The organism is Ochrobactrum quorumnocens, assembly GCF_002278035.1.
Lineage (GTDB): Bacteria > Pseudomonadota > Alphaproteobacteria > Rhizobiales > Rhizobiaceae > Brucella > Brucella quorumnocens.
Genome location: NZ_CP022604.1, coordinates 1,784,445 through 1,799,320 on the forward strand (window position 1 = coordinate 1,784,445; position 14,876 = coordinate 1,799,320).

Here is a 14,876-nt window from a genome sequence, read left to right on the forward strand (position 1 = left end):
AGGCGAAGCACCAGCGCGATAACGCGCCGATTGTGAGCTTTTATCCGCAAAAACGGCCTCTGAAACACGTTAAATCGTGTCAAACCCGCGTCAGGAATATGGCCATTCCATGGCCAAACCCCGTTTAGCGGCGCTGGTTGTAGACATCGATGCAGACAGCACCCAGCAGAACGATGCCCTTAATGACCTGCTGATAATCGATACCAATACCCAAGATCGACATGCCATTATTCATCACGCCCATGATGAGCGCGCCGATCACCGCCCCCGTCACACGCCCCACACCACCATAAGCCGATGCACCACCGATGAAGCAGGCGGCAATCACATCAAGCTCAAAACCAAGGCCAGCTTTTGGTGTTGCCGTGTTGAGACGAGCCGCGAAAACCAGACCGGCAAGCGCTGCCAGCACGCCCATATTCACGAAGACGAGGAAGGTCAGCCGCTCGGTCTTGACGCCCGAAAGCTTCGCCGCATGACGATTGCCACCAACAGCATAAATCTGACGACCGATTACTGTGCGATTGGTCAGGAACGCATAGGCAGCGATCAAAACGGCCATGATAATCAATACGTTAGGCATACCGCGATGCGAGGAAATCAGCAGCGCGAGATAAGCAATACCAGCGAAGAACAGAATATTCTTGGCCACAAACAGGCCAAACGGTTCTGTCTCCACCTCATGCGCGATATGGCGCGCGCGCGATCTTGTGTTCTGCCAGACGATGAAACCCGCAATTGCCACACCAAGTATCAGCGATGTGAGATAGATACCGCCTGATGTTGTGCCAATAAACTCCTGAATGAAGCCGGACGAAAGCTTCTGGAAAACCTGCGGGAATGGCCCGACCGACTGCCCACCAAGAACAGCAAGCATCAGCCCTTTGAAAACCAGCATCCCCGCGAGCGTTACGATGAAGGATGGAATGTTGAAATAGGCGACCCAGAAACCCTGCATCGCACCGATAATCCCCCCGGCAATCAAGCACAGAATGGCTGCAACAGGAAACGGAATACCCCATTTCACCATCATGACAGCTGCCAGTGCGCCGATGAAACCGCAGACCGATCCGACAGACAAATCGATGTGCCCGGTCACAATGACCAGCAGCATTCCGAGCGCCATAATGACGATATAGCTGTTCTGCAGTACGAGATTGGTGAGGTTCAGCGGCTTCATCAGCACGCCGCCGGTCACGATCTGGAAAAAGATCATGATCGCGATGAGCGAAAGCAACATTCCCGATTCGCGCAGATTGTTTTTGAGATAACGCCCCACACCGCTTGGCGCTTTCTGGCCGCTCTGGATGACATTGTCGCTCATTGTTGTTTTCCCTTATTCCGCATGATGGCGCGCATGATGTTTTCCTGCGTCGCGCCCTCGCCAGCCACTTCGCCAACGAAAGCGCCTTCATGCATAACGACGATGCGGTCGCACATTCCGATGAGCTCGGGCATTTCCGAAGAAATGACGACCACGCCCTTGCCGCTGTCGGCCAGTGAATTGATGATTGTGTAAATGTCATATTTGGCACCGACATCGATGCCGCGTGTCGGTTCATCGAGGATCAGCACATCCGGCCCCGTGAACAGCCATTTCGACAGCACCACCTTCTGCTGGTTGCCGCCTGAAAGCGTGCCCGTTTCCTGATAGACGTTGTGGCAGCGGATGCTCATCTGATCGCGATAGCTGTTCGCGACCTTCATTTCGCGAATACTGTCGATCACACCCTTGGGGCTGACGCCGCGCAAATGTGCAAGCGATATGTTGCGCGAGATATTTTCGCCAAGAACAAGGCCCAGCTTTTTGCGGTCCTCAGTCACATAGGCGAGCCCCGATTTGATGGCGCGGGCGACCGTGGAAATATCAACCGGAGTGCCATTCATACGAGCTTCACCGGAAATATTCGTACCCCATGAACGCCCGAAGAGGCTCATGGCAAACTCGGTACGACCAGCGCCCATCAGGCCTGCAATACCGACGATCTCACCGGCTCGCACCTTAAACGAAACGTTCTTGACGGAGTGGCGCTCCGGATGCAGCGGATGATAAACGGACCAGTCATCCACCTCGAAAATCACATCGCCAATGTTCGGGTCGCGCTTAGGATAGCGGCTTTCCAGATCACGATCGACCATCTTGCGGATGATATCGTCTTCCTCGACCTCGCCCGCATTGCAATCAAGCGTTGCTACAGCGCGACCATCGCGCAGCACCGTGATCTTGTCAGCTACTTCACGAATTTCATTGAGCTTGTGCGAAATCAGGATCGAAGTGATGCCCTGCGCGCGAAACTCGCGCAGCAATGCCAGCAAGGCCGCACTATCAGTTTCGTTGAGGCTTGCCGTCGGCTCATCAAGGATCAGAAGGCGCACACGCTTGGAAAGCGCCTTGGCAATTTCAACAAGTTGCTGTTTGCCGACACCAATATCCGTCACCAGAGTATCCGGCGATTCCGTCAGGCCAACCTTCTTCAAAAGCGCCTTTGTGCGGCTATGCACCTCGCTGCGGTCAATAACACCATAGCTTGCAGGCGGATTGACGAGAAAAATATTCTCGGCAATCGTCATGAGCGGCACCAACGCCAGCTCCTGATGGATGATGACAATGCCGAGCGCTTCGGAATCATTGATATCGCGGAAGTGGCGCTCTTCTCCGTCGAAGAAGATCGAACCTCCATAGCTGCCAGAGGGATAAACACCCGACAGCACTTTCATCAGCGTTGATTTGCCCGCGCCATTTTCGCCGACAAATGCGTGAATTTCTCCCGGCATCACGGTAAAATTGACATCGCTCAACGCCTTCACGACACCGAAGGATTTGCTGATACCGCGCATCTCAAGCAGGGGTTTACCGGCAATATCCGGCTGACCGCTGTTCTGCTCAAGCGGGACAGGATTGGCTACGTTCATCGCTCGCTCCCATTACTAGAGCGCCGCGCGCCCTCTGGGGCGCACAAATGTCGCTCTAACATTCTGTATTTACAGCATAATTTTACCTTAACTTACTCAAGTTGAAGGAATTAAGCTGTGGCCTGCCATGCCATCATTCTGCGAATCCTCAGCTCTCAAATAGACAACGCTGTCAATCTGTTAGCCTAACCCAGTTCGAAAACTGGGCGGCGGGGATGATGGCAATGAGCAGGCATTCCGGACGCGTTCTAAACATTTGTTTTCACGCGCATCTTTGTCCGAAAACCGTTTCACACTTTTCGGGATGCGCTTTTCAGCACGCGTCCGGGCACAAATTTACTGGATCTGGTCTTCTTTGTAATAACCGCTATCGACCAGAACCTGCTTCCAGTTCGACTTGTCGACAATAACCGGCTTGAGCAGATAGGACGGCACAACCTTGACGCCATTGTCATAGGTCTTGGTGTCGTTCACTTCTGGCTCTTTTCCGGTCATCAGCGCATCAACCATATCGACGGTGACTTTGGCGAGTTCGCGGGTGTCCTTGAAGATTGTAGAATTCTGCTCGCCAGCAAGGATCGACTTGACCGAAGGTACTTCAGCATCCTGACCGGAAACCGCAGGCATCGGCATGTCGCCGCTGCCATAGCCAACGCCCTTCAGCGAAGACAGGATACCGATGGAAATGCCGTCGTAAGGCGAAAGCACAGCGTCTAGCTTCTTGTCGGAATAGAAGGCCGAAAGGATTGAATCCATACGTGCCTGAGCCGTCGCACCATCCCAACGCAGGGTTGCTACCTTGTCCATGCCCGTCTGGCCGCTGGCAACGACGACCTTGCCGCTGTCGATATATGGCTGCAGAACGGACATAGCGCCGTTGTAAAAGAAGTAGGCATTGTTATCGTCAGGCGAACCACCGAAAAGCTCGATATTGAACGGGCCTTCCTTGTTCTTGAGATCAAGAGCGGTCTCAATGGACTGCGCCTGAAGCACACCGACCTGGAAATTGTCGAAAGTCGCATAATAGGACACGTTTGGCGTGTCGCGGATCAGGCGGTCATAAGCGATGACCTTGATGCCTTCTTCATTGGCTTTTGCCAGAACATCGGAAAGCGTGGTGCCGTCGATGGATGCAACCACGAGAACCTTGGCACCTTTGGTGACCATGTTTTCAATCTGTGCAAGCTGGTTCGGCACATCGTCTTCAGCATATTGAAGGTCGGTCTGATAACCGCGCTCCTGAAGTACCTTTACCATGTTGTCGCCGTCCGCAATCCAGCGCGCCGACGACTTGGTTGGCATTGCTACACCCACAAGACCTTTGTCCTCTGCCTGTGCAAAGCCGGTAAAGGCAAAGGCGGCCATCGCCACTGCCAGTGTTAATGATTTTATGCCTGCCATTGTCTCACTCCCAAATTGGGACAGGCTCTATAAGCCTGCCGTTCTCCCAAAATTTCCGCCCCCGCCGTTAGGCCCTGCGGAATTCCTCCAAAACAAGATGCTAAGCCTTCGTTTTTACGCATGTCTTTGTCCCAAAACCGGTTCCCACTTTTGGGAGACATGCTCTAGCCTGCGATCTTGTCCCATGCCTCAACCGCACGCTGCGCGCGTTCACGCACGTCAGCGACCGTCAAACCAGCCTTGTAAAGACTGGAACCAAGCCCGAAACAGCTCACTCCCGCTGCCCGATAAGTCGCAAAATCAACTTCCGAGACGCCACCCACGGCACCCACCGGAATATCCTTCGGCAAGACCGCGAAAATGGCCTTGATGCCGTCAGCACCCAGCACACTTGCCGGGAAAAACTTGAGCGCCGATGCGCCTGCATGAATGGCGCTGAAAGCCTCCGTCGGTGTGAACACTCCGGGCATCGTCACCATGCCATGCTTGGTCGCACGGCGAATGACATCGGGTTCGACATTGGGGCTGACCAGAAGTCGGCCACCAACATCATTGAGCCGATCCACATTCTCGACCGAAAGCACTGTGCCAGCACCAATCAGCACATTGTCTGGCGCGAGTTTCGCAGCCTTTTCAATGGATACAAACGGCTCCGGCGAATTGAGTGGAATTTCAATCGCCTCAAAACCCACCTCGATCAGAGCGGAGACAACACCTTCCGTTTCTTCTGGCCGAATGCCGCGCAGGATTGCCACCAGCGGATAGCGAAGCTTTGGCCATGCGATACGTTCGCTCATCGCGCTCCTCCCGCAAATGCGTGTTTTGCCGCCATAAACAGCCCATCGCGCACCAGCTCATCGGCTTCGATGCGGTTCACTTTCACACCAGCAATCTCAAGTGCAGAAGCATAAAGCGCGCCCATCATGCCGTCGGAAAGCAGCAGAACCTCGCTTGGTTTACCAAACAATGTGCGGCCACCGGCAACTTCCAATCCGATCAGCAGTCCCGACAGACGTGCAAGCTGATCTGTCGGCTTATAGTCATGCACCAGCCAGCCAGCACGCACCGTAAAGAGCGCATTGGCGATAAGCTCAGGTGTCTCAAGCGAAGCTTTGACACCTGCTGCAAAGGCAGCGCTTGTCGGATCGACCGGCTCAGCTCCTTCAAGCGCACCAGCCAGAACCGACTTGTCTTTCAGGAGTGCAAACAATTCGCCCGTCATGAAAGAGCGGTAATCGTTGAGCTTGCCGTCTGCGATATGTACCCATTTGGCGTGCGTTCCGGGCATCACCACCACGGCATCACGCGTGCCGCGATGCACCAGACCAAGCAGCTTGGTTTCCTCGCCGCGCATTACGTCCGGCGCATCCTCGCTGCGCCGCGCAACACCTGGCAGCATGATGACATGGCGTTTTGCAGGCACCCGAACCGCAGCAGCAACAACGCCTGTCAGCCCCGCAGGCAAGCTCATATAGGGCGCTTCGATCCAGCCGGTCCGCGAACCGGCCATACCGCAGATCACCACCGGCAGATCATCGGGCGCATTGACCTGAGCCAGATGCTGTTCAAGCAGCGTCTCAAAACCCGCTTCTTTGGCGTGCAGCAGCCCGTCATCGCCACGGCTTTCCTTGAGCACAGTGCCATCGACATCCAGCGTCCAGAGGCGAAACCGGGTCGTTCCCCAGTCCGCAACTGCCGCAAATGGCTTCTGAACCTCCGACATCAGTGGTTATCCCGCGGCAGGCCACGCGTATGCGCAATATCCTGATACTTGACCGCGTTTTCGAGAACGGCACCCGTTTCCATCTGACCAACAACCGCGCGCTGGATTTCCTGCCACGGAGTCTGGCTTTCCGGGTATTTGTAGCCGCCCGCAGCTTCCAGAGCTTTGCGACGCTCTGCCAGTTCTTCATCGGAAATCAGAATATCCGCCGTACCACGACCGATATCAATGCGAACCCGATCACCCGTCTTGAGGATGGCAAGGCCACCGCCAGCCGCAGCTTCAGGCGATGCGTTGAGGATCGAAGGCGAACCCGACGTGCCCGACTGGCGACCATCACCGATGCAAGGCAAGGAGCTGATGCCCTTCTTCAAAAGATAGTCAGGCGCGCGCATGTTCACGACTTCTGCGGCACCCGGATAACCGATTGGCCCTGCACCACGCATGAACAGCACGGTATGCTCGTCGATTTCCAGCGACGGGTCGTCAATGCGGTGATGATAATCTTCCGGGCCGTCAAACACGACAGCCTTGCCTTCAAAGGCATTCGGGTCTTTTTCGTCCGTCAGATAGCGATTGCGGAATTCTTCCGAAATAACGCTGAGCTTCATGATTGCCGAAGAGAAGAGATTGCCGCGCAGCACACGGAAACCAGCATGTTTCTTCAATGGATCATCATAAGTCTTGATGACATTGCTGTCTTCAATCGTGGCATTCTTGCAGTTTTCACCAATGGTCTTGCCATTAACAGTGATCGCATCTTCATGAATGAGGCCCTGCCCCATCAGCTGATTGACGACTGCTGGCACACCGCCCGCATGGTAATAATCTTCACCGAGATATTCACCCGCTGGCTGAAGGTTGACCAGAAGTGGAATTTCCTCGCCATATTTCTGCCAGTCATCGACAGTCAGCTCCACGCCAACGTGACGCGCCAAAGCGTTCAAATGGATCGGCGCATTGGTCGAACCACCAATCGCAGAATTGACGCGAATTGCATTGATGAAGGCTTCCTTGGTCATGATGTCTGTTGGCTTCAGATCTTCATAGACCATCTCAACAATGCGGCGGCCGGTCAGATAGGAAACTTCCTGACGGTCACGATAAGGCGCTGGAATTGCAGCAGAACCCGGTAACTGCATGCCGAGTGCTTCGGCAAGCGAATTCATCGTCGTGGCCGTGCCCATCGTATTGCAATAGCCAGTCGATGGGGCCGAAGAAGCAACCAGCTTCACGAAGCCCTGATAGTCGATCTCGCCCTTGGCAAGCAACTCGCGTGCCTTCCAGACGATTGTGCCCGAACCGGTACGCTCGCCACGAAACCAACCATTGAGCATTGGGCCAACCGACAGCGCAATCGCCGGAATATTGACGGTCGCAGCAGCCATCAGGCAGGCAGGTGTAGTCTTGTCACAGCCAATGGTCAGCACAACGCCGTCAAGCGGATAGCCATAAAGCACTTCCACGAGGCCGAGATAAGCAAGGTTACGGTCCAGACCCGCCGTCGGACGCTTACCGGTTTCCTGGATAGGATGAACCGGAAATTCGATCACGATGCCGCCCGCTTCACGCACACCTTCACGAACGCGATTGGCCAGCTCCAGATGATGACGGTTGCACGGTGAAAGGTCAGAACCCGTCTGCGCAATGCCGATGATCGGTCGACCGGATTGCAGCTCTTCCTGACTGAGACCGTAATTCATATAGCGCTCAAGATAGAGCGCAGTCATGTCGACATTGTCCGGATTATCGAACCATGCGCGCGAGCGGAATCTTGGTGCCTTTGGCGTAACGGGCTTATTCATTTCACTGTCCTGCGTGGGTAAGAGACCGTCGGGCGGTCCCAATTCCTTCGACACCGATCCTCAAAGTCAGATCGGCGTGCTGAATGTTTGTTTCATCGCGCATCTTGTTCCGAAAACCGTTTCACACTTTTCGGGATGCGCTTTAATCTTCAAAAGCTTCAACCACATGCCGCTGCCCCAGAAGGAAGGCATCGGCAACATGGGTCAGAGGTGCCAGGTCAACATCACTCTGCCCTTCGCCAACCAGCTTCACAAAATTCTGGTAAAGGCGCTGATATTCACGATCCGGCTCGGCCATTTTCTCCGTGCCTGCGATGGTCAACCGACTACCGCCATGGCTCAACAGCAGCGTTCCTTTATCGGTCTCGACACGAATATCCCATGTCTGCGGACCCGTCTGTCGCCAGTCGAGCTCAAACGAGACCGGCACGCCGCTTTCCGTCTCAAACTTTAGATCAGCAGCAATCGGTGCCGCTCTATTTTCGGGGAAAAACAGGTCGGATTTCGTCAGGAAAAACCTTTCCGGCATAATATGCGTGACAATAGACAGCGCATTGATGCCCGGGTCGAAAACGCCAAGACCGCCTGGCTCCCAGATCCACTGCTGGCCGGGATGCCAATGGCGCACGTCTTCTTTCCACGAAACCGCAACAGACTTGATTGCAGCGTCTTTCAGAAATTCGCGTGCACGTTCGACGGCTGCGGCTTCGCGCGAATGCCATGTTGCATAAAGCGTCACGCCCTGTTTCTCAGCGAAACGCGTCAGTGCCTGCACTTCCGAAATCGTAGCCCCCGGAGGCTTTTCCAGCATCACATGCTTGCGCGCTTTGAGTGCCGCATAGGCTTGGTTAAAGCGCCCCTGCGGCGGCGTGCAGAGCGAAACGGCATCAATGGTAACGTCCGACGCCAGCAGGTCAGCAATATCGTGGAAAGATGGCAGACCATCGAGACCGGCGTTGCGGCTGGCAACGGCGGCAAGATGAATGCCGTTTACGACTTCAATGGACGGTAGATGCTGGTCGCGCGCAATCTTGCCAAGACCAACAATAGCAAGAGAGATATTGGACTGAGCTGACATCTTACAGCGCCTTCACTGCAACATCTTCGGCTTTCGCCTGTGCCAGTCTGTTGACCAGCGGATAACGGAAAGGCTTTGCCGAAATCTCGAACTGATCACCGATTTCCGTCTTCACTCCTTCGGAGAAAGACAGGGTTGCGGTGCCAAAGAAATGTACATGAATATCGCCCGGACGACGGAACAGCTCGTACTTGAAATGGTGATGTTCCAGATTGGCAATCGTGTGCGACATGTTCGCTTCGCCCGAAAGGAACGGCTTTTCAAAGATCACCTGATCGCCGCGACGAATCCGTGAAACGCCTTCAACATGATCCGGCAGGTCCCCCACATAAAGCTCCGGCCCCAGCGACGCCTGACGCAGCTTGGAATGCGCGAGCCAGAGATAATTCTGCTTTTCCGTCACATGATCAGAAAACTCATTGGCAAGGCAGAAGCCGAGGCGAAACGGCGTGCCATCTGGCCCAATCAGATAGACGCCTGCGAGTTCCGGTTCTTCACCACCATCTTCGGCAAAAGATGGCGAGACCAATTCACCGCCCGTTTCAACCAGCGCCGAACCATCACCTTTATAGAACCATTCCGGCTGCACGCCGGTTTGGCCGGGCTTTGGCTTGCCGCCTTCAACACCCATCAAAAACATACGCATGGAGTCGGTCGGCTTTTCAGCAGCCTGTGCTGCCTTGTGCATCTTGTCGCGACCGTCAGCAGAACCAAGATGTGTGAGGCCCGTACCTGCAACAATCAGATGTGCTGGATCTTCATGGGTAATCGGCAGGCCAACCTGACCACCTGCAAGTGCTGCATGAATATCGACAGCCTCACCCTTGCCATTATGTTTCACTTGCTCGGCCACCTGCTCGGCAAGACTGATACCTGCAGAAATTGCTGCCCAGGCCAATTCATAAGTTGTCGTTACGCCATTAACGATGTGTGCCGCGCCCTCGTCATCGCAAGCAGCCACACGTGTTTCTCCGCGCGCGTCGCGGAACTGTATCAGACGTAACATTGAACCTCCCAATTTCCGCAAAACCATCGCGGAACATTATCCTGACCGTTCAAAAACACATCCGTGCCATTTGACGGCTCCTTCTTATTAATATGACTATTTTGCCAAACACCGCTTTGTCAAGCAAGCTCGAAGAACTGATCACGCGCCCCGTCGCTACCTTACTGGGAAAGTAGATTTAGCATATTGATTTTAAATAATTATTCTAAATTATGCACGTTTGTCGCACCTCAATCGCTTACCAGGATTCAGAAATATACTTGCTATAAAGTAATATTATATGCTTCATAATCGCAAAGGCCGGGAGGGCCTTTTATTGGGAGGAACTATTATGAAACGCAGTTTGACGGCCCTGACGGCCGCATTTTCTTTCGCCCTGATTTCGAGTGTATCTGCAGCCTCACTGACGGTCGGCTTTTCGCAGATCGGTTCGGAATCGGGCTGGCGTGCAGCCGAAACCAGCGTCACCAAGCAGGAAGCTGAAAAGCGCGGCCATACATTGAAATTCGCCGACGCACAGCAGAAGCAGGAAAACCAGATCAAGGCCGTTCGCGGCTTCATTGCGCAGGGCGTCGATGCAATCCTGATCGCGCCAGTGGTTGCGACAGGCTGGGATGCGGTGCTGAAGGAAGCCAAGGAAGCAGAAATTCCTGTTGTGCTTCTCGACCGCCAGATCGATGCACCGGAAGATCTCTATCTCACTGCTGTTACCTCCGATCAAGTCCATGAAGGCAAGGTCGCTGGCGAGTGGCTGGTGAAAGACGTGGGCGACAAGCCTTGTTCCGTGGTTGAACTTCAGGGAACCACAGGTTCGTCCCCGGCAATCAACCGTAAAAAGGGCTTCGAAGAAGCTCTTGCCGGCCACGACAATATCAAGATTTCCCGCTCTCAGACCGGCGACTTCACCCGCACCAAGGGCAAGGAAGTCATGGAAAGCTTCATCAAGGCTGAAGGTGGCGGCAAGGATATTTGTGCTGTCTACGCCCATAATGACGACATGGCCGTCGGCGCAATTCAGGCCATCAAAGAAGCAGGTCTAAAGCCAGGCACCGACATCAAGATCGTGTCGATCGATTCCGTGCCGGATATTTTCCAGGCAATGGCCAATGGTGAAGCCAATGCAACGGTTGAGCTGACGCCAAATATGGCTGGCCCGGCATTCGATGCCATCGAAGCTTTCAAAGAAAAGGGCACGGTTCCACCAAAGTGGATCCAGACCGAATCCAAGCTTTATACACAGGCTGACGATCCGAAGGCTGTTTATGAGGCCAAGAAGGGCCTGGGCTACTGATCGCATCATCTTATCCGGGCTGCGCAAGTTGAGTAGCCCGGATAGAACTCGCAAATCAGCAGGCGGAAAAATCATATGGCTCGCTCTGATATCGGCGCAGCGTCAGTAACGGCGACCCCGCTGCTTGAAGCTCGTGGAATAACAAAATCATTTTTCGGCGTCACAGCGCTTGATCATGTCGACTTTGCTCTTGCGACAGGTGAAATCCACGCTTTGCTTGGGGAAAACGGCGCAGGGAAATCGACGCTCATCAAGATATTGACTGGCGCTTATCACAATTTTGACGGCGCGATACTGCTCGAAGGCCAGTCGATCGCCCCCGCATCCGTCACCGACGCGCAAAAACTTGGCATCGGCACAGTCTATCAGGAAGTCAATCTTCTCGAAAACCTCACAGTCGCCGAAAACCTTTTTCTTGGCCGGCAGCCAAGTCGGTTCGGCTTTGTTGATCGCCGTCAGATGGAACGCGATGCAGCAGCACTTCTATCACGCTATGGACTGACGATTGAGGTCAGCGCACCACTTTCAGCCTATTCCGTCGCTATACGACAGATCATCGCCATCGCCCGCGCCGTCGATCTTTCGGGCAAGGTTCTCGTACTGGATGAACCGACCGCCAGCCTTGACGCGCGTGAGGTCGATATGCTGTTCGGCGTGTTGCGGCAATTGAAAGCTGAAGGTCTCGGCATCATCGTCATCACTCACTTTTTGGATCAAGTCTATGCTATCGCCGATTGCGCCACCGTCTTGCGCAATGGACGGCTGGTTGGCAGCCGCAATCTTTCCGAATTACCACGCACCGACCTCATTTCCATGATGCTCGGCCATCAACTGCAAGAGACCGTGCGCAGACAACTCACCGAAGAAGTGAGCGACGACACCGCCGCACCCATTCGATTTTCGGATTTTGGCAAAAAAGGCAGCGTTGTGCCTTTCGATCTTGCTATCAAGCCGGGCGAAGCGATCGGTATTGCAGGATTGCTCGGTTCAGGACGCACCGAAACCGCACTTCTCATGTTCGGTGTAGATCAAGCCGACAGCGGCACACTGACGGTAGACGGCAAAGAGACAAAACTGCCTACACCTGTGGCGGCTATCGCTGAACGCTTCGCCTTTTGCCCAGAAGAACGTAAAACGGATGGCATCATCGGCGACTTTTCGGTTGCTGAAAACATTGCCCTCGCCGTGCAAGCAAAACGGGGCTGGTCAACGCCTATTTCCTCCCGCGAAAAAGCAGCTCTCGCCCAGCGCTATATCAAGGCGCTCGATATTCGCCCGCCTGATCCCAACAAACCAATCAAATTTTTGTCCGGCGGCAACCAGCAAAAAGCCATTCTGGCCCGCTGGCTCGCTACCGATCCGCGCCTTTTGATCCTCGATGAACCGACGCGCGGCATCGACATCGGCGCACATGCGGAAATTCTGAAACTGATCGGCGAACTCTGTACTGAAGGCATGTCACTCGTCATCATCTCTTCGGAATTTGAAGAGCTGGCTGCTGTCGCCAATCGTGTCATCGTGCTTTCCGACCGTCGCCATGTCGCAGAACTCAAAGGCGAAGAAATCACCGCTGACAATATTGTTCGCGCAATTGCCGAGACCGGTCATGTCAGCGAAAAGGAAGCTGCAGCATGATCGCTCGCCTGCTCAAAAAACTTAAAAGACTAGCGCCCCAGCTCGCCGCGCTTGTGGCAATTCTTGCTGCAAACACGATTATATCGCCGGGATTTCTGGATATTTCATTTCAAAATGGGCGTCTCTATGGAAGCTTGATCGACATTCTGGTGCGTGCAGCACCCGTGGCCATTCTGGCCATCGGCATGACGCTGGTGATTGCCACACGTGGCATTGATCTATCCGTGGGAGCCGTAATGGCGATAAGCGGCGCATGTGCTGCGTCGTTGGTCGTCTCAGGCTATCCGCTGGCAATTGTCATTCCGGTCGCATTGGGCGTTGGCCTGCTCTGCGGATTGTGGAATGGGTTTCTGGTTGCAGTTTTCGATATTCAGCCCATCATCGCGACGCTCATCTTAATGGTCGCGGGGCGTGGCATTGCGCAGCTCATCACCGAAGGCGCGATCCTCACCTTCAATAATGATGCCTTCGCAGCCCTTGGTTCGGGCTCGCTGCTTGGTGTGCCCATTCCGGTGCTGATCTGGCTACTTGCTGGTATCGTCGTTGGCTTTGCAGTGCGTTCAAGTGCGCTTGGATTCCTCATTGAGGCGACCGGCATCAATCGCCGCGCAGCCATGCTGGCAGGTGTTAAAGCGCGCTTTCTTCTATTCAGTGTCTATGCGGTTTCAGGCGCAGGTGCGGCGCTCGCAGGTCTGATCGCAACTGCCGATATTCGCGGTGCAGATGCCAACAATGCAGGCCTCTGGCTTGAACTCGACGCCATTCTGGCAGTCGTTATCGGCGGCACCTCGCTTAATGGTGGTCGTTTCTCGATCATGGCCTCACTGCTTGGCGCACTCATTATCCAGTCGATCAATACAGGCATTCTGATGGCGGGCTTCCCACCGGAATTCAACCTGATCATCAAGGCGGGCATCATCATTATCGTACTGACATTCCAGTCACCGGCAATTGTCAATCTGATCGCCTTCCTGCGTACTGAGCGCAAAGGCAATGCAGCCAAAACAACACATCAAAACCAGCAGGGAGCACAATGATGAGAGTGCTTCGCAATCTTCCATTCCTGACAACCGTGGCCATTTTTCTACTCGCTTATGCGATCTGCGTCATCCAGTTTCCGAACATGCTTTCAACGCGGGTTATCGGAAATCTTCTCACAGATAATGCCTTTCTTGGCATTGCCGCAGTCGGCATGACATTTGTCATCATCTCCGGCGGCATCGATCTGTCGGTGGGATCAGTTATTGCTTTCACCAGCGTTTTTGTGGCTGTCCTTGTCGGCCAGTTGGGTGTGCACCCTCTAGTGGCTTTTGGATTGGTGCTGGTGCTTGCTGCCCTCTTCGGTGCGTGGATGGGCATGATGATCCATTTTCTGGGTATTCCGCCCTTTGTGGCGACGCTTGCAGGTATGTTTCTAGCGCGTGGCGCAGCCTTCCTCATCTCGACACAATCCGTGCCGATTTCGCACCCCTTCCTCGATACGCTTCAGGGGCTTTATTTCCGGCTTCCGGGCGGAGGCAGACTGACATTCATTGCAATGGTGATGCTGTCCGTCTTCATAATCGGCGGTATTATCGCGCATCGCACGCGCTTTGGTGCTAATATTTATGCACTCGGCGGCAATCAGCAATCAGCCGAACTGATGGGGGTTCCCGTTGGCCGCACAACAATCGGCATCTATACGATGTCCGGTGTGCTTTCGGGTCTCGCTGGCATTGTCTATACGCTCTACACGTCTTCTGGCTATTCGCTGGCAACCGTCGGTGTAGAACTCGATGCTATCGCTTCGGTGGTAATCGGTGGAACGCTTCTGACCGGTGGCGCAGGTCTTGTAGCAGGTACTTTCGTCGGGATTCTGATCCAAGGCCTGATACAGACCTATATTGTTTTCGATGGAACGCTGTCTTCCTGGTGGACGAAAATCGCAATCGGTATATTGCTGTTCCTGTTCATAGCACTACAGCGTGGACTTGTTTGGTTTGCTGATATGAGATTAGCACGCCAACGTATGAAGGAGGCCTGAA

12 protein-coding genes are annotated in these 14,876 nt (G+C 54.2%); 4 read left to right on the top strand and 8 right to left on the bottom strand.

All coding sequences use genetic code 11. The annotated features are described in order from the left end of the window. Positions 1–124 precede the first annotated feature (124 nt). The 8 genes from mmsB to araD1 form a co-directional block, all read right to left on the bottom strand. Positions 125–1,324, bottom strand: a complete 1,200-nt coding sequence (mmsB, locus tag CES85_RS18155) for a multiple monosaccharide ABC transporter permease (RefSeq protein ID WP_095447190.1) — start codon at positions 1,322–1,324, stop codon at positions 125–127. Beyond that, positions 1,321–2,913, bottom strand: a complete 1,593-nt coding sequence (gene mmsA, locus CES85_RS18160; protein WP_095447191.1) for a multiple monosaccharide ABC transporter ATP-binding protein — start codon at positions 2,911–2,913, stop codon at positions 1,321–1,323. The genes mmsB and mmsA overlap by 4 nt, the downstream gene beginning before the upstream one ends. A gap of 336 nt (positions 2,914–3,249) precedes the next feature. After that, positions 3,250–4,314 carry a multiple monosaccharide ABC transporter substrate-binding protein gene (gene chvE, locus CES85_RS18165; RefSeq protein ID WP_095447192.1) on the bottom strand — a complete coding sequence of 355 codons (1,065 nt, stop codon included), beginning with the start codon at positions 4,312–4,314 and terminating at the stop codon, positions 3,250–3,252. A gap of 164 nt (positions 4,315–4,478) precedes the next feature. Further along, positions 4,479–5,111 (bottom strand): 2-dehydro-3-deoxy-6-phosphogalactonate aldolase, encoded by a 633-nt coding sequence (locus CES85_RS18170; RefSeq protein ID WP_095447193.1) that lies wholly within the window; start codon positions 5,109–5,111, stop codon positions 4,479–4,481. Further along, positions 5,108–6,037, bottom strand: coding sequence for a 2-dehydro-3-deoxygalactonokinase (locus tag CES85_RS18175; RefSeq protein ID WP_095447194.1), 930 nt, complete (start codon positions 6,035–6,037; stop codon positions 5,108–5,110). Before CES85_RS18175 ends, CES85_RS18170 begins: the two co-directional genes overlap by 4 nt. Further along, a complete protein-coding gene (locus tag CES85_RS18180) occupies positions 6,037–7,842 on the bottom strand; it encodes an IlvD/Edd family dehydratase (RefSeq protein ID WP_095447195.1) in 1,806 nt (601 codons plus the stop codon). The genes CES85_RS18175 and CES85_RS18180 overlap by 1 nt, the downstream gene beginning before the upstream one ends. A 142-nt stretch (positions 7,843–7,984) precedes the next feature. Next, entirely contained in the window at positions 7,985–8,920 is a 936-nt protein-coding gene (locus tag CES85_RS18185; protein ID WP_095447196.1) for a Gfo/Idh/MocA family protein, read from the bottom strand. Position 8,921: 1 nt separating this feature from the next. Further along, positions 8,922–9,926 carry an AraD1 family protein gene (gene araD1 / locus CES85_RS18190; RefSeq protein ID WP_095447197.1) on the bottom strand — a complete coding sequence of 335 codons (1,005 nt, stop codon included), beginning with the start codon at positions 9,924–9,926 and terminating at the stop codon, positions 8,922–8,924. A gap of 331 nt (positions 9,927–10,257) precedes the next feature. Between araD1 and ytfQ the strand changes: the two genes are divergently transcribed. From ytfQ to yjfF, 4 genes are all read left to right on the top strand, one after another. Continuing rightward, positions 10,258–11,217 (top strand): galactofuranose ABC transporter, galactofuranose-binding protein YtfQ, encoded by a 960-nt coding sequence (gene ytfQ / locus CES85_RS18195; protein WP_095447198.1) that lies wholly within the window; start codon positions 10,258–10,260, stop codon positions 11,215–11,217. A gap of 75 nt (positions 11,218–11,292) precedes the next feature. After that, entirely contained in the window at positions 11,293–12,852 is a 1,560-nt protein-coding gene (locus CES85_RS18200) for a sugar ABC transporter ATP-binding protein (RefSeq protein ID WP_095447199.1), read from the top strand. Next, on the top strand, positions 12,849–13,889 hold the full coding sequence (locus CES85_RS18205; RefSeq protein WP_095447200.1) for an ABC transporter permease: 1,041 nt from the start codon (positions 12,849–12,851) through the stop codon (positions 13,887–13,889). The genes CES85_RS18200 and CES85_RS18205 overlap by 4 nt, the downstream gene beginning before the upstream one ends. Then, the gene (gene yjfF, locus CES85_RS18210; protein WP_095447201.1) at positions 13,889–14,875 is read left to right on the top strand and encodes a galactofuranose ABC transporter, permease protein YjfF; all 987 of its coding nucleotides are present in this window, start codon (positions 13,889–13,891) and stop codon (positions 14,873–14,875) included. The genes CES85_RS18205 and yjfF overlap by 1 nt, the downstream gene beginning before the upstream one ends. Position 14,876: the final 1 nt, after the last annotated feature.

What these genes read in the sequence shown, in the direction of transcription:
- ytfQ (WP_095447198.1), top strand. Translation starts at nt 10,258, where the DNA reads ATGAAACGCAGTTTGACGGCCCTGACGGCCGCATTTTCTTTCGCCCTG.
- mmsA (WP_095447191.1), bottom strand. Translation starts at nt 2,913, where the DNA reads ATGAACGTAGCCAATCCTGTCCCGCTTGAGCAGAACAGCGGTCAGCCG.
- CES85_RS18185 (WP_095447196.1), bottom strand. Translation starts at nt 8,920, where the DNA reads ATGTCAGCTCAGTCCAATATCTCTCTTGCTATTGTTGGTCTTGGCAAG.
- mmsB (WP_095447190.1), bottom strand. Translation starts at nt 1,324, where the DNA reads ATGAGCGACAATGTCATCCAGAGCGGCCAGAAAGCGCCAAGCGGTGTG.
- araD1 (WP_095447197.1), bottom strand. Translation starts at nt 9,926, where the DNA reads ATGTTACGTCTGATACAGTTCCGCGACGCGCGCGGAGAAACACGTGTG.
- CES85_RS18175 (WP_095447194.1), bottom strand. Translation starts at nt 6,037, where the DNA reads ATGTCGGAGGTTCAGAAGCCATTTGCGGCAGTTGCGGACTGGGGAACG.
- yjfF (WP_095447201.1), top strand. Translation starts at nt 13,889, where the DNA reads ATGAGAGTGCTTCGCAATCTTCCATTCCTGACAACCGTGGCCATTTTT.
- CES85_RS18170 (WP_095447193.1), bottom strand. Translation starts at nt 5,111, where the DNA reads ATGAGCGAACGTATCGCATGGCCAAAGCTTCGCTATCCGCTGGTGGCA.
- CES85_RS18205 (WP_095447200.1), top strand. Translation starts at nt 12,849, where the DNA reads ATGATCGCTCGCCTGCTCAAAAAACTTAAAAGACTAGCGCCCCAGCTC.
- CES85_RS18200 (WP_095447199.1), top strand. Translation starts at nt 11,293, where the DNA reads ATGGCTCGCTCTGATATCGGCGCAGCGTCAGTAACGGCGACCCCGCTG.
- CES85_RS18180 (WP_095447195.1), bottom strand. Translation starts at nt 7,842, where the DNA reads ATGAATAAGCCCGTTACGCCAAAGGCACCAAGATTCCGCTCGCGCGCA.
- chvE (WP_095447192.1), bottom strand. Translation starts at nt 4,314, where the DNA reads ATGGCAGGCATAAAATCATTAACACTGGCAGTGGCGATGGCCGCCTTT.